Consider the following 17,409-nt stretch of genomic DNA (forward strand, 5'->3'; position numbering starts at 1 on the left):
CAGAAAAACAAAATCAGCTTAAAAGTCCTCGCCTCAAGGCGCTAAACTGCCCCTCATCCGAAGAGCCCCACGTCCGAGCCCTGCGAGCCGGTTTGAGCTGACATGACGCGCACCCACGAAATCCGCCCCGATCTGGACGAGGGAATCGACCGCAAGGTTCTCAGCCAGCTGCGCGCACGTTTTCTGAAACTCAACGAAGGACGCATGGCTCGCGCCATGGAAGGGTTGTCGACCCGCCAGCAAGGGGTCCTGACCTTGCTGCCGCTGTTTTTCCACGTTAACCATCCGCTGTTGCCCGGTTACGTTTCCGGCAGTACGCCGGCCGGGCTGTCGAATTTCGAGCCGGATGCCAATGTCCTCGCTGAAGCCCAGCGCCTGACCCGCTCGTTTTCCTACAAGCCGCGCCACGGCAGCAACCCGCCGAGGCCGATTCACGGACTGTTCCTGATGGGCAGCCTCGGCACCCTGGCCCAGGCCGACCAGAGCGACATGGATGTGTGGGTCTGCCATGGGCCGGACCTGACCGAAAACGAACTCGCCGAGCTGCGCAAGAAATGCCAGTTGCTGGAAGCCTGGGCCGCCAGCCAGGGCGCCGAAGCGCATTTTTTCCTGATCGACCCGAGCCGTTTCGTCCGCGGTGAGCGCGATACCCAGCTGAGCTCGGAAGATTGCGGCACCACCCAGCACTACCTGTTGCTGGACGAGTTTTACCGCACCGCGATCTGGCTCGCCGGGCGCACACCGATCTGGTGGCTGGTGCCGGTCTACGAAGAGTCGAGCTACGACCGCTACACCCATGCCTTGATCTCCAAACGCTTCATCCGTGCCGATGAAACCCTCGACCTCGGCAACCTGGCCTACATCCCGCCCGGCGAATTCATCGGTGCCGGGCTCTGGCAGTTGTTCAAGGGCATCGAGTCGCCCTACAAGTCGGTGCTCAAGCTGTTGCTGACCGAGGTTTACGCCAGCGAACACCCCAGGGTCCATTGCCTGAGCCTGCGCTTCAAGCAAGCGGTGTTCGCCAACCGTCTCGACCTCGACGAACTGGATCCGTATGTCGTGGTGTATCGGCGCATCGAGGAATACCTGATCGCCCGCAACGAACCGGAACGGCTGGAACTGGTGCGGCGCGCGCTGTACCTGAAGGTCAATCGCAAACTCACCGGCAACAGCCGCACCCAGAGCTGGCAGCGCTCCTTGCTCGAACGCCTGGCCCATGAATGGCACTGGGACCAGCGTCAACTGACCCTGCTCGACAGCCGCAGCCAGTGGAAAGTCCGCCAGGTCAGCTCCGAGCGGCGGGCACTGGTCAACGAGCTGAACTACAGCTACCGCTTCCTCACCCAGTTTGCCCGTCACGAACAAACGGTCAGCCGCATCAACAAGCGCGACCTGAGTGTCCTCGGCCGTCGCCTGTACGCCGCTTTCGAGCGCAAGGCCGGTAAAGTCGAATTCATCAATCCCGGCATCGCCCCGGACCTGGCTGAAGACACCCTGACGCTGGTGCACGCACCGAACAAGAAAGAGCCGGGGCAAAGCCAGTGGGGCTTGTACAACGGCAGCCTGACGGCACTGGAGTGGGAGCATTTCGCGCCGATCAAACGCAGCCGTCACTTGCTCGAACTGCTGACCTGGTGCCACCGCAATGGCGTGATCGACAGCAGTACCCGCCTGGCCTTGCACCCCGGCACCAGCGACTTGAGCGAATTCGAACTGTTCAACCTGCTCGGCAGCCTGCAACAGACCATCGCCCTGCCCTTGCCCACCGTCGCCGAGGAACCTCTGTTGCGCGCCAGCGTGCCGAGTGAAGTGCTGATCCTGGTGAATGTCGGCATCGATCCGCTCAAGCACCATCGCGACCTTAACATCCTCATGACCACCGAGCGCACCGACTCCCTGAGCTACGCCGGTGTCCGGGAAAATCTGGTGCTGACTCTGGACCAGGTCACGCTCAATAGCTGGAACGAAGTGTTGGTCGGCCGCTACGACGGCCCCCACGCCCTGCTCGACTGCATCCGCGACTACCTCAACAACCTGCCGGCCGGACCACAACAGCCGAAGCTGCGGGTGCGTTGCTTCTGCCATAACCGCGCGCAGTTCATTGCCCAACGGGTGGAAGAAATCCTCGATACCGCGCAGAACCTTCTGCTCAGCCGGCTCAATCATCGCTACCTGATCCAGGTCCAGCAGCACTACCACGTGCTGGAGTTGGTGCCGGGCCAGGTCCAGCACATCGCGCTGGCCACTCTGCCGGCGCTGATCGATTACCTGGGCGAAGAAATGGCGAGCTACAGCCCGTTGCACCTCGATCCGAAGGCACTGGAAGACCACGACCTTGCGCTGTTCCTGCCAACGGGCCAACCGGACTGCATTCAAGTGTTCTATAGGGTCAACGAAGATCAGGCTGATCTGTACGTGCTCGATGAGTTCAACGCCCTGTGGCAGCAACGCCTGCCCTGGCACGATGAGCAAAGCCTGCTGGTGCCGCTGCAGCGTTTCCTGCAATCGATCCAGTACCGTCGCGATGCCTTGTTGCCGATGGACGCAGCCCACCCGCTGAACCTCGACACCCTGTACTGCCAGTTGCTATCGTCAGGCCCTGGCCGCGCACGCCGCATCGAAGCCCGGCCGGTGCCGCAGACGCCAGTGAACAAGCCGTTCTACGACGTGCAGGCGATCGTCGGCAAAGCCGCACCGGGTCAGGTGCACGTGACGCTGTATTGCAATCAACGGGAATTTTCCGAGCTGGAACATGGCGACCAGTTGTTCCGCGTGGTCGCCCGGGAAATCGTCGGGCAGCGCCGGGAAACCGAACGCTACCGCTGCTACATCACCGACCTCGACCTGTCAGGCCTGCTCGGTGAAGGTCAGAGTTCCACCCATCTGTACCTGCGCTACAAAGCCGACCTGGAGCACGCATTGAACGAGGCGCTCGATCAAGTCTGAGGGGAAGTCACTCCGGGAACGCGCCGCCATTGGCCGGCTGCGATTCGACTTCCAGCAGTGTCAGCTTCAGGGTCTTGCCGCCCGGAGCCGGCCAATCGATGTGCTGGCCAACCTTCAGGCCGAGCAGCGCACTGCCCACCGGCGCCAGGATCGAGACCTTGCCTTCGTCGGCATTCGCATCCTTGGGGTACACCAGGGTCAGGTGGTAGTCCTTGCCACTGCCTTCTTCGCGGCAATGCACTCGGGAATTCATGGTCACGACATCCGCCGGCACTTCATCGTGGCCGACCACGGTATCGGCGCGATCCAGTTCGGTTTGCAGCGCAATAACGCCCGGCAGCGTGTCGTCCAGGCTGTCGATCAGACGCTCCAGACGCTGGACGTCCAGACGGGTAAGGGTGATGGAAGGTGAGGTCATGATCTGGGCAGACTCCTTTCTTCTGCACGAAAAAAGCAAAACCCCGCCAGAAAAAGGCGGGGTTTTCACAAGCCTCGATGGGTTGAGGCGTTTCTGGACACTATCACAGCTCAAAAAATATACAAGTCATGGCCAAACCGACGCTATGGACTTGTAGAGAACTCCTGTGGCGAGGGGGCTTGCCCCCGTTCGGCTGCGCAGCAGCCGTAAAAACTTGGGGCCGCTACGCGACCCAACGGGGGCAAGCCCCCTCGCCACAATGACTCACTAGACTGAAGCTTTGCGGTGGGCAGCCTGCGCACAAATCACCCGCCTACGCTCGTCATCAGCCGAGCGCCACTCACGAATATCTTCGACATGGCGGAAGCAGCCCAGACACACTTTCTGCTCGTCCAGCCGGCACACACCGCTGCAGGGCGACGGTACCGCCGGGCTGACATTGCTGTAGAGCGGTTTGGGCGCACGGACAGGCGCAGGCTGGGTCACGATCTCACAGGCCTTCGAAATCGAGTTCGACACCGGCCTGCTGCTGGACGATACGCTCAAGCATTTCACCCAACTGCTCTTCGCTCTTGTCGCACATCCAGCGCTCGCTTTCTTCGTCGTAGTCGAAGTGGAAACCACCGGATACCGCTGCCAGCCACAGCTGGCGCAGCGGCTCCTGGCGACTGAAGATCAACTGGCTGCCGTTCTCGAACTTGACCGTCAGCACACCGGCCGAGCTTTCGAGGTCGATATCCAGGTCGCTCTCGTCAAAGATGTCCTCCAGGGATTGCTGGGTGGCATCGACCAGGTCATGGAAACGCGCTTCGGACAAACTCATTACGGCAACCTCAAAAAGTGTCTGATCAGGCTCAAGCGCCGCAAGATACGACCGAGCTCCGTCGATTGCAAAGGATAACGACCTGTGGGATTGCATGATACCGACCGGCATCGGGCCGAGCCCCGCCGGACGGGCGGTCCGTTGCATAGGCAAGCTGCCGGGTGGCCGGTATACTCCGGCGCAATTAATGCATTTTCAAGGATTTCGCCATGAAGCGCCTGATCTCTTCCCTTGCTGCGCTCCTCGCGGTTGCCTGCCTTGTGTCGGCCTGCGGTCAAAAAGGCCCGCTGTACCTGCCCGATGAAGACCAGGACCCTGTGGAGCAAGCCAAGTCGTCGCAGCAGCAGCCTGCCTCCAAAGCACACAAGCACGACGTCTACCAATAATAAGGGAACCTCATGGACGCTTTTAACTACCGTGACGGTGAACTGTTCGCGGAAGGTGTTGCCCTGTCTGCCATCGCCGAGCGCTTTGGTACACCCACCTACGTTTACTCGCGCGCGCACATCGAAGCCCAATACCTGGCTTACGCCGATGCGCTGGTCGGCACACCGCACCTGGTGTGCTACGCGGTCAAGGCCAACTCCAACCTGGGTGTCCTGAATGTCCTGGCGCGTCTTGGCGCCGGTTTCGACATCGTCTCCCGTGGCGAGCTGGAACGCGTACTGGCCGCTGGCGGCAGCGCCGACAAGATTGTGTTCTCCGGCGTCGGCAAGACCCGCGACGACATGCGTCGCGCCCTGGAAGTCGGCGTGCACTGCTTCAACGTCGAATCCACCGACGAGCTGGAACGCCTGCAGGTGGTCGCCGCCGAACTGGGCGTTCGCGCGCCGATTTCGCTGCGCGTGAACCCGGACGTCGATGCCGGCACCCACCCGTACATTTCCACCGGTCTCAAAGAGAACAAGTTCGGCATCGCCATCGCCGACGCCGAAGACGTGTACGTGCGTGCCGCGCAGCTGCCGAACCTGGAAGTGGTCGGCGTCGATTGCCACATCGGCTCGCAACTGACCACCCTGCCGCCGTTCATCGACGCTCTCGACCGCCTGCTGGGCCTGGTCGATCGCCTTGGCGATTGCGGCATCTACCTGCGCCACATCGATCTCGGTGGTGGCCTGGGCGTGCGATACAAGGACGAGGAGCCGCCACTGGCTGCCGACTACATCAAGGCCGTGCGCGAACGTCTCGACGGTCGTGACCTGGCGCTGGTGTTCGAGCCGGGCCGCTTCATCGTCGCCAACGCCGGCGTGCTGCTGACTCAGGTCGAGTACCTCAAGCACACCGAACACAAAGACTTCGCCATTGTCGACGCCGCCATGAACGACCTGATCCGCCCGGCGCTGTATCAGGCCTGGATGGACGTCACCGCCGTGAGCCCGCGCACCTCCGCTGCCCGCGCCTACGACATCGTCGGCCCGATCTGCGAGACCGGCGACTTCCTGGCCAAGGATCGTCAGCTGGCGCTGGAGGAAGGCGACCTGCTGGCCGTGCATTCGGCCGGTGCCTACGGGTTTGTCATGAGTTCCAACTACAACACCCGCGGCCGTGCCGCAGAAGTGTTGGTGGACGGTGATCAGGCATTTGAAGTGCGTCGCCGTGAAACGGTAGCCGAGTTGTATGCTGGCGAAAGCCTGCTGCCGGAGTAAAACCATGCTGCTGCGTTTTACCAAGATGCACGGCCTGGGCAATGATTTCATGGTCCTCGACCTGGTCAGCCAGCACGCGCACATTCTGCCCAAGCATGCCAAGCAATGGGGTGACCGGCACACCGGCATCGGTTTCGACCAGTTGCTGATCGTTGAAGCGCCGAGCAACCCGGACGTGGATTTCCGCTATCGGATCTTCAACTCCGACGGTTCCGAAGTGGAACAGTGCGGCAACGGTGCGCGCTGCTTCGCCCGTTTCGTGCTCGACAAGCGCCTGACTGCAAAACGTGTGATTCGCGTCGAGACCAAAAGCGGCATCATTGAGCTGGACGTGCGTAACGACGGGCAGATCAGCGTCAACATGGGCGCCCCGCGCCTGGTGCCAGCGGATATTCCGTTCCAGGCGCCGGAGCAGGCCAAGAGTTATCAGGTCGACGTCGACGGCACCCCGGTCGATCTGGCTGCCGTGTCCATGGGCAACCCCCATGCGGTGGTACGGGTCAGCGACATCAACAACGCGCCGGTGCATGAACTGGGCCCGAAAATCGAACATCACCCGCGCTTCCCGGCACGGGTCAATGTCGGCTTTCTCCAGGTCATCGACCGGAGCCGCGCGCAATTGCGCGTCTGGGAGCGTGGGGCCGGGGAAACCCAGGCTTGCGGAACCGGCGCCTGTGCCGCCGCAGTGGCCGCGATCAGCCAGGGGTGGATGGATTCGCCGCTATTGATCGACCTGCCTGGCGGGCGCTTGTCCATCGAATGGGCAGGCCCTGGCCAACCGGTGATGATGACCGGCCCGGCAGTGCGCGTATATGAAGGACAAGTGCGTCTTTGAGTGAGCGAAATCCATGACCGACAAGCCTCAGGTACCCGCACGACAAGCTGACGAATCACCGTCCGAAAGCCTCGAGGCGGCGGCTGTAGCCGCGTACCTGGAGGCTCATCCGGACTTCTTCGTCGAGCACGAAGAACTGCTCCCGTCCCTGCGTATCCCCCATCGGCGCGGCGATACCGTGTCGCTGGTTGAGCGTCAGATGACCATCCTGCGCGACCGCAACATTGAACTGCGTCATCGCCTGTCGCATTTGATGGACGTGGCCCGGGACAACGACCGCCTGTTCGAAAAGACCCGTCGCCTGATCCTGGCATTGATGGATGCTGCCAGCCTGGAAGACGTGGTGATGTGCGTCGAAGACAGCCTGCGCCAGGAATTCCAGGTGCCCTTCGTCAGCCTCATCCTGCTCGGCGACAACGCCATGCCGGTGGGCCGCTGGGTCACCCACGCCGAAGCTCAAGTGGCCATCGGCGGTTTGCTCTCGGAAGACAAAAGCGTCAGCGGCAGCCTGCGCGAGCATGAACTGGACTTCCTGTTCGGCGAAGAACAGCGCAAGCAGATCGGCTCCACCGCGGTTGTCGCCATCAGCCACCAGGGCATCCACGGCATCCTGGCCATCGCCAGCCGTGATCCGCAGCACTACAAAAGCTCGGTGGGCACCTTGTTCCTGAGCTACATCGCTGAAGTCATGGGTCGCGTGCTGCCACGGGTCAACAATTCCCTGCGCTCGGTACGCTGAACATGGAACGACAACTGGACGCTTACTGCGAACACCTGCGCAGTGAGCGGCAGGTGTCGCCGCACACACTGTCGGCCTACCGCCGCGACCTCGATAAAGTGCTGGGCTGGTGCGTCAAACAGAATATCGGCAGCTGGACGGCGCTGGACATCCAGCGCCTGCGTAGCCTGGTTGCCCGTCTGCACGCCCAAGGCCAATCGTCCCGCAGCCTGGCGCGATTACTGTCAGCCGTTCGCGGGCTCTATCACTACCTGAACCGCGAAGGCCTGTGCGACCACGATCCGGCCAATGGCCTCGCACCGCCCAAAGGCGAACGCCGCCTGCCGAAAACCCTCGACACCGACCGCGCCCTGCAACTGCTGGAAGGCGGGGTCGAGGATGACTTTCTGGCACGTCGGGACCAAGCGATTCTCGAGCTGTTCTATTCCTCCGGCTTGCGGCTTTCGGAGCTGACGGGGCTCAATCTCGATCAGCTCGATCTGGCTGACGGCATGGTCCAGGTGCTCGGCAAAGGCAGCAAGACCCGCCTGCTGCCTGTAGGAAAAAAGGCCCGCGAAGCGCTGGAGCAGTGGCTGCCATTGCGAGCCATGGCCAACCCGACGGACGATGCGGTGTTCGTCAGCCAGCAAGGCCGCCGCCTCGGCCCCCGGGCGATCCAGGTGCGGGTCAAGGCTGCCGGCGAGCGTGAACTGGGGCAGAACCTGCATCCGCACATGTTGCGACACTCCTTCGCCAGCCATTTGCTGGAATCGTCCCAGGACCTGCGCGCGGTGCAGGAACTGCTCGGACACTCGGACATCAAGACCACACAGATCTACACCCACCTGGACTTCCAGCATCTGGCAGTCGTCTACGACAGCGCCCACCCACGGGCCAAACGCATGAAAGGCGACGATTCATGAGTATTCAGTTGATCACCTTCGACCTCGACGACACCCTGTGGGACACCGCCCCGGTGATCGTCAGCGCCGAAGCCGTTTTGCGTGAATGGCTGACCGAGCACGCGCCCAACCTGGGGGCAGTGCCGGTGGAACATTTGTGGGCCATTCGTGAGCGCGTATTGAGCAACGAGCCCAGCCTCAAGCACCGCATCAGCGCCCTGCGTCGGCGAGTGCTGTTCCACGCACTGGAAGAGTCCGGTTATGGGCATGACGAAGCCTCGGACCTGGCGGACAAGAGTTTTGAAGTATTCCTGCATGCCCGGCATCAGATCGAAGTGTTTCCGGAGGTCGAACCGACCCTGGAAATCCTCGCCAATCATTACGCCCTCGGCGTGGTCACCAATGGCAACGCCGATGTGCGCCGGCTGGGCCTGGCGGATTACTTCAAGTTTGCGCTTTGCGCCGAAGACATCGGCATTGCCAAACCCGATGCGCGATTGTTCCAGGAGGCCTTGCAACGCGGTGGCGCGACCGCTGAATCGGCGGTGCACATTGGCGATCATCCAGGTGATGACATTGCCGGTGCGCAGCAGGCGGGAATGCGGGCGATCTGGTTCAACCCGGCGGGCAAGGTCTGGGAAGCCGAACGGTTGCCGGATGCGGAGATTCGCAGCCTTAGCGATTTGCCGGCATTGCTGGCGCGGTGGAATTCGGTATCGAACTGACAAAAAAACCGTGGGAGCGAGCTTGCTCGCGATGAGGGCTTAACATTCAAAATAAATGTTGCCTGACACTCCGCCATCGCGAGCAAGCTCGCTCCCACAGGGATCACCACAGGTTTCATGTTTTTTGTTTCAGGCATGAAAAAGCCCGCAGCGACGGCGGGCTTTTTCAGTAAGCGGGTAGCAGGCTCAAATAGGCCGGCTGCCGTACTTGTTGTCCGGCTTCTTGGGCGGATCGGCGACCACATTGGCCTCCACTTCCTGCACCTTGCCACCCTTGGCCAAAAACTCCTCCATGGCCCGCGCGAGAGCATCGCGTTCCTTGTTCTTGGCTTCGACACTCGGCAGCTCATCGACCGATACCGCTGCCTTGGCCTTGCCTTTGGCAGTCGGAACCGGCGCATCACCACCGTCGTCTTCAGCGACGTCTTCCGCCGCTGCTTCCAGACCTTCTTCGGTTTCGTCGTCGTCGCCTACTTCGAGGTCGTCGTTTTCCAGATCATCGTCGCTCATGTTCTACCTCATGACTTGCGAAAAGCAGATTAGTTATAGCCCAGCTTTACCCTCTGTCGAAGGCTGCCGGAAAAAAATCAACAGCCGCTGCTGACCAGCGGTTATGCCTCTTCACCGTGCACGGTGGCGAGGACTTTACGGGCACCGCCATGATCACGGTGCTCGCCCAGATAAACGCCTTGCCAGGTCCCCAACGCCAACCGGCCTGCCGCAATCGGCAAACTGAGCTGACAGCCAAGCACGCTGGCCTTGAAGTGCGCCGGGAGGTCGTCCAGGCCTTCGTCGTTATGCTCATAGCCGTCTGTTCCTTGTGGGATCAGACGATTGAAAAATCGTTCGAAGTCGCGACGTACCGCCGGATCGGCGTTCTCGTTGATGGTCAACGACGCCGAGGTATGCTGCAGCCACAAGTGCAACAGACCGACCCGACACGCCTTGAGTTCAGGCAGGCCGGCGAGTAACTCGTCCGTTACCAGATGAAAGCCCCGGGGCCTCGCCCGCAAGGTAATCAGAGTCTGTTGCCACATACAGTTCTCCGCACGTTCGGGGCGCATTCTAGCGCGCTCTGTGAAAAAACAAAGGCCCTAATATTCCTTCAATCCTGTAAGCCTTTGGCTGCACAAAAACACCCGACGTAAACATCATAAAACCTGTAGGAAAAAACCTTTCAGCTCGGCCTTCAACGACAAATTCCAGACAAAAAAATGCCCGGCAAGCCGGGCAGTTTTTTACGCGCCTGCTTACAAGTTGTAGCCGCGTTCGTTGTGAAGCGCCAGATCGATGCCGACCGCTTCTTCTTCTTCGTTGATACGCAGGCCCATGACCGCATCCAGCACCTTGAGGATGATGTATGTAGCGATCGCGGTGTAGATCACCGTGAAGCCCACGCCTTTGCACTGAATCCACACTTGTGCGGCGATGTCGGTCACGGTGCCGAAGCCACCCAGGGACGGAGCAGCGAACACACCGGTCAGGATTGCGCCGAGGATACCGCCGATACCGTGCACGCCGAAGGCGTCCAGGGAATCGTCATAGCCGAGCTTGCGCTTGAGGGTGGTAGCGCAGAAGAAGCACACCACGCCAGCCGCTAGACCGATTACCAAGGCGCCCATCGGGCCAACGGTGCCGGCAGCCGGGGTGATTGCCACCAGACCGGCAACCACGCCCGAAGCGATGCCCAGTGCGCTAGGCTTGCCGTGGGTGAGCCACTCGGCAAACATCCAGCCCAGTGCAGCAGCAGCGGTAGCGATTTGCGTCACCAGCATCGCCATGCCGGCGGTGCCGTTGGCCGCAGCGGCGGAACCGGCGTTGAAACCGAACCAGCCAACCCACAGCATGGCCGCGCCCATCAGGGTGTAACCGAGGTTGTGCGGCGCCATCGGCGTGGTCGGGAAACCCTTGCGCTTGCCCAGCACCAGGCAAGCAACCAGGCCTGCTACACCGGCGTTGATGTGCACCACGGTGCCGCCGGCGAAATCGAGCACGCCCCAGTCCCACATCAGGCCACCGTTGCCGGACCAGACCATGTGCGCAATCGGCGCATACACCAGGGTGAACCAGATGCCCATGAAAATCAGCATCGCGGAGAACTTCATCCGCTCGGCGAACGCACCGACGATCAGCGCCGGGGTGATGATCGCGAAGGTCATCTGGAAGGTGATGAACACCGCCTCGGGGAACAGCGCTGCCGGGCCGGTCAGACTCGCTGGCGTGACACCCGCCAGGAACGCCTTGCCCATGCCGCCGAAGAACGAGTTGAAGTTGACGACGCCCTGCTCCATGCCCGTGGTGTCGAACGCGATGCTGTAGCCATAAATGACCCACAGGACGCTGATCAGACCGGTAATGGCGAAGCACTGCATCATCACGGAAAGAATGTTTTTCGACCGAACCATGCCGCCGTAGAACAGCGCGAGGCCGGGAATGGTCATGAACAGCACGAGAGCTGTCGAGGTCAACATCCAGGCGGTGTCGCCGGAGTTGAGGACTGGGGCCGCCACTTCGTCTGCCGCCAGAGCAAGGCTGGGCATTACGATGGACAACAGGGCTCCTAGCCCTGCGAATTTACGCAGAGTCATATTGTTTTCTCCTGGGGCGTTGGGTTTGTGGCGGCTTAGATAGCGTCGGTATCGGTTTCGCCGGTACGGATGCGAATCGCCTGTTCCAGATTGACCACGAAGATCTTGCCGTCACCGATCTTGCCGGTGTTGGCAGCCTTGGTGATGGCCTCGATTACCCGGTCCAGATCCTTGTCGTCGATGGCGACGTCGATCTTCACCTTGGGCAGGAAATCGACCACGTATTCCGCGCCGCGATACAGCTCGGTGTGACCCTTCTGCCGACCAAAGCCTTTGACTTCGGTGACGGTAATGCCCTGCACGCCGATCTCGGACAGCGACTCGCGTACGTCGTCCAGCTTGAACGGCTTGATGATGGCAGTGACTAGCTTCATGAAAACTCTCTCCCGAATTTGGTGGACTTGCCCCAGGAAAACAAACCCGTCTCAAGTCTAAGCGCAGTGCCTGGCTTTGTAACGCATCGTCGGCCTTACCTGCCCGTCCGACGCCAGCTAACCGCTCCTCACGAAACACTCCCCCGCGTTCCGTTTGGCGCACTGCATTCGTCACAGCGACTGCATCAGTGCATGGGTCACCAGCATCTAAGCAGAAAGCTTGCCATCTCCACAAAACCGACTGTTTTCAAGCCATTACAGGTGGATGGTGGATACTTCGCGACAAGACCCCGCACGTTACGCACAACAACGGTGCAACGCCGCCTGTCCCAATGCGCGAAAAGCGTGCATCCCTTGCCCGCGCAAATGACTATAGACACTGCGTGATACACTGCCCGTCATTGTTTCCAGGACATTGCCCATGCTCGCGCCAAAAGACTTCCTCGACGCCCTCACCGGCACCGCCTCCCGCCTTTTCAGCGGTGACACGCCACTGCCGAAAGCTGAAATCGAAAGCCAGTTCAAAATGTTGCTGCAGAGCGGCTTCAGTAAACTGGATCTGGTGAGTCGGGAAGAGTTCGATAGCCAGATGGTCGTACTGGCACGCACCCGCGCCCGCCTCGAAAGCCTCGAAGCGAAAGTCGCCGAGCTGGAAGCGAAACTGAACCCACCAACCGAATAACACCGCAAATGCTCACTGTGGAACCCAATCCACTGTGGGAGCGAGCCTGCTCGCGAAATGGTCGCCACGACCTTCAGACTCACCTGTAGGAATTGCCGCAACCTGCGCTCTTCAAGCCCGCAAGAATCCCGGCAACTTCCTACGAAGATCTCACTCCCCTTCCGATTGCGCAGCAAAGCTCCGGTTCCTAAGCTCACTCCCAACTGATTAGCCAGCAATGGGTTTAGCGACTCGAACAGCACCCGACGCACCGTGACCACGTTCGAACCAGAGATTTATTCCTTTCTCGAATTACGGCCGTGCATGGAAGACCTTCGGGCCTGCCAGTATTTCCGCAGGCTTCGGTTCGCCAATTCGCTCGAAAAAGTTTAAGCCCATGTTACATGGCTTAGATAATAGTTTGTGATGAGCACAACTTTTTAAATGGAATACTGTTAGCAACACCACAAGGAGCAACATCCATGAAAATATCCAAGTCTTTAATTGCCGCTTTCGCATTGACTGCATTTCACATAAGTTCAGCGGTCGCTGGGCCGTCTGTTACAGTCACATTCAAGAACCTTGGAACACAGACTGCTACGTATACCCCCATAACAAACAACGAAGCTATAACGAAAGCAAACGCATCACCTACTCCACAAGCGTCCGTGATTGCAAATGGCTCAGATACGTACGTCATACAAAGCCAGATATCACCTGATTACAATCATGCTAATTTGCGATATCAAATTGGCAACAAGAAATGTATTTATTTAGCTACATTTGTGACGACTCCTGGCTTTGGTGCGAGTAAAACTCCAAAATGGAATAATACGGCCACGCCTAGTGGTGGGGCCACCTGCACCATCAAGGTAACCAAAGCAAATCCGTCCACCTATGCCTGGTCAATAGTAATCACCATGAAATAAAGCATGTAGCGCCTTAGTCGGCTTATAAGATCTTGCCAAAACATCAACATTTATTAGGCAACATATTATATTTTAGTCATCGAACAGGGAGTGGCAAAAAATGGTTAACTCACTAAACAATTTTGCAGCTAACAGCGGCCAAGCGCTGGCTGAAACAAAAAAATTGACAGCGACTCCCGGCAAAAACCCAGGCGTCAACCAAAGCACACCCCAAGTCCCATTTGGCAACGCACGAGATAGCAGTACCGTTTCCACACTAGCGAGCCAATTGAGCGAAGCCTCAGTACGCGCACAGGCCCGGGATGCACGCCTAACTAGAACGGAACTGAGCTCGATGGCTAATAACACATTCAACGAGTTAGTGAGTGCTAATTATACTGCCAATAAATCAACATACGACTCTGAAGTTCCTGACACAGATAATGCCACATTACTAGCGCGCGCCAAAAGTGCGACACAGTATACAAACGGACTCGGCAAAAATCCGTTTTCGGGGATGCCCATGGATCAGCTTGCCTTAATTACTTACGATGACAGCGGCACCTTTACCATCAATGAAAGACGGGCAGCACTGGAAGAGTCAGCCAAACAAGAATTTGCATGGCGACAGAAAGTGGTGGCCGAAGCAGAGTTTGAATACAACAACACTGGAAAACTCACAAACTTCTCCAAAAGTGTCCTTGACCATTACAAGGGCTTGCCCCCAGTTCAGCAAGCACAGTATCCAAACAACTACGAAGCCAAACTTAAGCACTGGATAGATTTAGACTTCAACTATTTTACGAATGTCGCAGAAGGTAAAAAGAAGATGGATGCCGAGAGCTTCGCCGGCAAAATCCTGAACGGCGATAATAGCTTGTTTGACGACACAACTTCTTCCAAACAAGCTGCCTCAACATAAGTTGCTTGATTTACACGCGAAATAAATGCGCAGGGGCGTGTCAGGCTGGCTTTGTCAGCAGGTTTTACGACAGCTGTGCAGCCAAACTCAGCGTTTGGCTGCTGTTACATAGCGTGGCTTTCAGCAACATTCTGCGAAAGTTTCCCTCCTCTCCGACCGGACTCCACGACTACCCTTCAAAAACCCGCAGGAAGCGGCTCCCGTCATCTCAAGGAACGACCATGTCCCTCTCCATCGTCCACAGCCGCGCCCAGATTGGCGTGGATGCGCCCGCTGTCACCGTTGAAGTCCACCTGGCCAATGGTTTGCCGTCGCTGACGATGGTCGGCCTGCCCGAGGCGGCGGTAAAGGAAAGCAAGGACCGGGTGCGCAGCGCGATCATCAATTCGGGGCTGCAATTTCCGGCGCGGCGGATCACGTTGAATCTGGCGCCAGCCGATTTACCCAAGGATGGAGGGCGGTTCGATCTGGCGATTGCCCTAGGGATTCTCTCGGCCAGTGTGCAGGTGCCTACGTTGACGCTCGATGATGCGGAATGCCTTGGGGAGTTGGCGTTATCAGGTGCCGTGCGGGCGGTTCGTGGGGTCTTGCCAGCGGCGCTGGCAGCGCGCAAGGCCGGGCGCTGGTTGATGGTGCCGCGAGCTAACGCTGAAGAGGCGTGCCTGGCCTCGGGACTGAAAGTAATTGCGGTGGATCATCTGCTTGAGGCCGTTGCGCATTTCAATGGGCATACACCGATTGAGCCTTATGTCTCCAATGGCCTGCTCTACGCCAGCAAACCCTACCCCGACTTGAATGAAGTGCAGGGGCAACTCGCGGCCAAGCGTGCGCTGCTGATCGCTGCCGCTGGTGCTCACAACCTGTTGTTCAGCGGGCCGCCGGGAACGGGGAAAACCCTGTTGGCGAGCCGCTTGCCGGGATTGCTGCCGCCCCTGGCCGAAAATGAAGCGCTGGAAGTGGCGGCGATTCAGTCGGTCGTCAGTTGCTCGCCGTTGAGCCATTGGCCGCAGCGGCCGTTTCGCCAACCGCATCACTCGGCGTCCGGCCCCGCGCTGGTGGGGGGCGGCTCGAAACCGCAGCCCGGTGAAATCACCCTCGCCCACCACGGCGTCCTGTTTCTGGACGAACTACCGGAGTTTGATCGCAAGGTTTTGGAGGTGCTCCGGGAGCCACTGGAATCCGGCCACATCGTGATCTCCCGTGCCAAGGACCGCGTACGCTTCCCGGCGCGCTTTCAACTGGTCGCAGCGATGAATCCCTGCCCCTGTGGATATCTTGGCGAGCCGAGCGGCCGTTGCTCCTGTACGCCGGACATGGTTCAGCGCTATCGCAACAAATTGTCGGGGCCGCTGCTGGATCGTATCGATCTGCACCTTACGGTTGCTCGCGAAGCCACGGCGTTAAATCCTGCGTTGAAACCCGGCGACGATACTGCCACCGCCGCCGAGCTGGTTGCCGATGCAAGAGAACGGCAACAAAAGCGCCAAGGCTGTGCCAATGCATTCCTCGATTTGCCGGGCCTGCGCAGACACTGCAAGTTATCCACAGTTGACGAAACCTGGCTGGAAACGGCGTGTGAACGGCTGACCTTGTCGCTGCGAGCGGCCCATCGACTGCTCAAGGTTGCTCGCACCTTGGCGGACCTTGAGCAAGTCGATGGCATCACCCGTGAACACTTGGCCGAGGCGCTGCAATATCGGCCGACAACACTCTAGTCAGCATCACCCCTTGTTGAGGTCAACCAACGGCGTCTGCCGCACCTCAGTCTCCCGCCCACCCTGAATCTCGCTCATCTGCTTCAAGGCCTTATCCACAGCTGCCTTATCCGCCAACAAGCTGTAGCTGATGCGGAACTGCTTGTGTTCCTTCGGCCCAATCGTCGGCACCAGGTTCAATGGGCGCTGATACCGGCGGTTGTAGGAAAAACTCGTCCCCGGTTCCAGCCCCGTGACATAGCCCTGCCCCTGGGTATCGGTGTTTTTCCACAGGGAGAACACGGGCAGTGTTTGAGTATTGAAGCCGACCGAAACCCCCAGGCTGCCGGCCTTGTTATGTAACACGGTCAACGTATCGCCCTTGGCATCGGCATACGGCACCACGTTGTAAACCGTCTCGTCGTAGTCCTTGGTCGGTGCACGGTAGGTTTGCCAGTCCGGCAGATCGCCTTTGGCTTTGTCGTTGAACGGTGAGACCTGTTTCACCGGCGCGGCGAAGCGGGCGCCCTGTTCCAGGAACGGCGTGCTGAAGTTGCTGTGATACAGCGCCTGGTATTCCTTCGGATAGTCACCGTTGTTGGTCAGGGTGTCGTTGAGGGCGAACGTTACGCTGCCGGGTTCGGTGACCAATTCGGTCGCCACGGAGAAGTCGACTTTCTTGAACGCCTGCTCTTTCAGCTCGCCACGCAGGCTGATGGCGTATGGCGGTTTTTCATCGATGTGCAGGGTGACTTTGTTGGCCGGAATGTTGGCGGCGCGGCCGTGCAGGGTCAGCAGTTCACCGTTGTCCATGCCGGGATGGCCGACCCATTCGTAGCCGCAGCGGGTGACCAGCTCATTGAAACCTTCCAGCCAGCCCAAGCCACCGCGGCCATTGAGTTCGATGAAGGACGGGTTGACCACTTCCTTGACCGGCGAATCCCAGCCCATGCGCACATTGCCGACCGAGGCCTGCAAGACGTTCATGCCGCGAGTCGGCACCACCGAGAGTTTCATCGTGCCGTTATCGATGTCGACGATGCTGACGCCCTCCTGCCGACCGCCGTGCAAGGTGCGCAGGGTCACGGAGAAGGGTTTGTCGGTTTTCACCCCGAGTTGCTGGCTGGTGATCTGCCAGCTCTGGGCGGCTTTGTCGGTGTCGAGCAGGACGTAATCCCAGGCCATGGCGTGGGAGGCAGCGGACAGCGCGCTGAGGGCAACGAAGAGTTTGAGCGGGGACATGGGGAAA

19 protein-coding genes are annotated in these 17,409 nt (G+C 59.5%); 11 read left to right on the forward strand and 8 right to left on the reverse strand.

The genetic code is table 11. From position 1 onward, the window contains the following. The first annotated feature begins 102 nt into the window (after positions 1–102). Positions 103–2,946: a class I adenylate cyclase gene (locus tag AC1Q6Y_RS01550; protein ID WP_492623945.1), complete on the forward strand. Its 2,844-nt coding sequence runs from the start codon at positions 103–105 to the stop codon at positions 2,944–2,946. Positions 2,947–2,953: 7 nt separating this feature from the next. On the opposite strand, the gene rnk is transcribed toward AC1Q6Y_RS01550, so the two are convergent. The 3 genes from rnk to cyaY form a co-directional block, all read right to left on the reverse strand. After that, the gene (gene rnk, locus AC1Q6Y_RS01555) at positions 2,954–3,364 is read right to left on the reverse strand and encodes a nucleoside diphosphate kinase regulator (protein WP_057712783.1); all 411 of its coding nucleotides are present in this window, start codon (positions 3,362–3,364) and stop codon (positions 2,954–2,956) included. 267 nt (positions 3,365–3,631) lie between these two features. Further along, on the reverse strand, positions 3,632–3,850 hold the full coding sequence (locus tag AC1Q6Y_RS01560) for a DUF1289 domain-containing protein (RefSeq protein WP_079246817.1): 219 nt from the start codon (positions 3,848–3,850) through the stop codon (positions 3,632–3,634). A 4-nt stretch (positions 3,851–3,854) separates the two neighbouring features. Beyond that, on the reverse strand, positions 3,855–4,187 hold the full coding sequence (cyaY, locus tag AC1Q6Y_RS01565; protein WP_057712782.1) for an iron donor protein CyaY: 333 nt from the start codon (positions 4,185–4,187) through the stop codon (positions 3,855–3,857). A gap of 209 nt (positions 4,188–4,396) precedes the next feature. Here cyaY and lptM point away from each other — a divergent pair, with 209 nt between their 5' ends. The 6 genes from lptM to AC1Q6Y_RS01595 are packed head-to-tail and all read left to right on the forward strand — an operon-like array spanning position 4,397 to position 9,013. Next, positions 4,397–4,573, forward strand: coding sequence for an LPS translocon maturation chaperone LptM (lptM, locus tag AC1Q6Y_RS01570; protein ID WP_007980804.1), 177 nt, complete (start codon positions 4,397–4,399; stop codon positions 4,571–4,573). Positions 4,574–4,585: 12 nt separating this feature from the next. Next, positions 4,586–5,833, forward strand: coding sequence for a diaminopimelate decarboxylase (lysA, locus tag AC1Q6Y_RS01575; RefSeq protein WP_057712781.1), 1,248 nt, complete (start codon positions 4,586–4,588; stop codon positions 5,831–5,833). A 4-nt stretch (positions 5,834–5,837) separates the two neighbouring features. Then, the gene (dapF, locus tag AC1Q6Y_RS01580) at positions 5,838–6,668 is read left to right on the forward strand and encodes a diaminopimelate epimerase (RefSeq protein ID WP_008015513.1); all 831 of its coding nucleotides are present in this window, start codon (positions 5,838–5,840) and stop codon (positions 6,666–6,668) included. A 13-nt stretch (positions 6,669–6,681) separates the two neighbouring features. Next, a complete protein-coding gene (locus AC1Q6Y_RS01585) occupies positions 6,682–7,407 on the forward strand; it encodes a DUF484 family protein (RefSeq protein ID WP_015097340.1) in 726 nt (241 codons plus the stop codon). A 2-nt stretch (positions 7,408–7,409) separates the two neighbouring features. After that, entirely contained in the window at positions 7,410–8,309 is a 900-nt protein-coding gene (gene xerC, locus AC1Q6Y_RS01590; protein WP_429521734.1) for a tyrosine recombinase XerC, read from the forward strand. Further along, positions 8,306–9,013, forward strand: a complete 708-nt coding sequence (locus tag AC1Q6Y_RS01595) for an HAD family hydrolase (protein ID WP_492623946.1) — start codon at positions 8,306–8,308, stop codon at positions 9,011–9,013. The genes xerC and AC1Q6Y_RS01595 overlap by 4 nt, the downstream gene beginning before the upstream one ends. Positions 9,014–9,199: 186 nt before the next feature. On the opposite strand, the gene sutA is transcribed toward AC1Q6Y_RS01595, so the two are convergent. The 4 genes from sutA to glnK form a co-directional block, all read right to left on the reverse strand. Further along, positions 9,200–9,523 carry a dormancy-specific transcriptional regulator SutA gene (sutA, locus tag AC1Q6Y_RS01600; protein ID WP_008050867.1) on the reverse strand — a complete coding sequence of 108 codons (324 nt, stop codon included), beginning with the start codon at positions 9,521–9,523 and terminating at the stop codon, positions 9,200–9,202. Between the two features lie 101 nt (positions 9,524–9,624). Continuing rightward, the gene (locus AC1Q6Y_RS01605) at positions 9,625–10,050 is read right to left on the reverse strand and encodes a secondary thiamine-phosphate synthase enzyme YjbQ (RefSeq protein ID WP_150724915.1); all 426 of its coding nucleotides are present in this window, start codon (positions 10,048–10,050) and stop codon (positions 9,625–9,627) included. A gap of 213 nt (positions 10,051–10,263) precedes the next feature. Further along, entirely contained in the window at positions 10,264–11,601 is a 1,338-nt protein-coding gene (locus AC1Q6Y_RS01610; protein ID WP_057712776.1) for an ammonium transporter, read from the reverse strand. 35 nt (positions 11,602–11,636) lie between these two features. Continuing rightward, positions 11,637–11,975 carry a P-II family nitrogen regulator gene (gene glnK, locus AC1Q6Y_RS01615; RefSeq protein WP_002555808.1) on the reverse strand — a complete coding sequence of 113 codons (339 nt, stop codon included), beginning with the start codon at positions 11,973–11,975 and terminating at the stop codon, positions 11,637–11,639. A gap of 421 nt (positions 11,976–12,396) precedes the next feature. Here glnK and AC1Q6Y_RS01620 point away from each other — a divergent pair, with 421 nt between their 5' ends. The 4 genes from AC1Q6Y_RS01620 (at position 12,397) to AC1Q6Y_RS01635 (ending at position 16,181) form a co-directional block, all read left to right on the forward strand. Beyond that, a complete protein-coding gene (locus AC1Q6Y_RS01620; RefSeq protein ID WP_046038993.1) occupies positions 12,397–12,657 on the forward strand; it encodes an accessory factor UbiK family protein in 261 nt (86 codons plus the stop codon). 461 nt (positions 12,658–13,118) lie between these two features. After that, positions 13,119–13,565 carry a hypothetical protein gene (locus tag AC1Q6Y_RS01625; protein WP_492623947.1) on the forward strand — a complete coding sequence of 149 codons (447 nt, stop codon included), beginning with the start codon at positions 13,119–13,121 and terminating at the stop codon, positions 13,563–13,565. A 100-nt stretch (positions 13,566–13,665) separates the two neighbouring features. Beyond that, a complete protein-coding gene (locus AC1Q6Y_RS01630) occupies positions 13,666–14,466 on the forward strand; it encodes a hypothetical protein (protein WP_489339443.1) in 801 nt (266 codons plus the stop codon). A gap of 221 nt (positions 14,467–14,687) precedes the next feature. Beyond that, positions 14,688–16,181 (forward strand): YifB family Mg chelatase-like AAA ATPase, encoded by a 1,494-nt coding sequence (locus AC1Q6Y_RS01635; protein ID WP_057712774.1) that lies wholly within the window; start codon positions 14,688–14,690, stop codon positions 16,179–16,181. A gap of 6 nt (positions 16,182–16,187) precedes the next feature. On the opposite strand, the gene AC1Q6Y_RS01640 is transcribed toward AC1Q6Y_RS01635, so the two are convergent. Further along, the gene (locus AC1Q6Y_RS01640) at positions 16,188–17,402 is read right to left on the reverse strand and encodes an aldose 1-epimerase family protein (RefSeq protein WP_492623948.1); all 1,215 of its coding nucleotides are present in this window, start codon (positions 17,400–17,402) and stop codon (positions 16,188–16,190) included. Between the last annotated feature and the right edge of the window lie 7 nt (positions 17,403–17,409).

The organism is Pseudomonas sp. GW823-FHT06E10 (assembly GCF_058794995.1).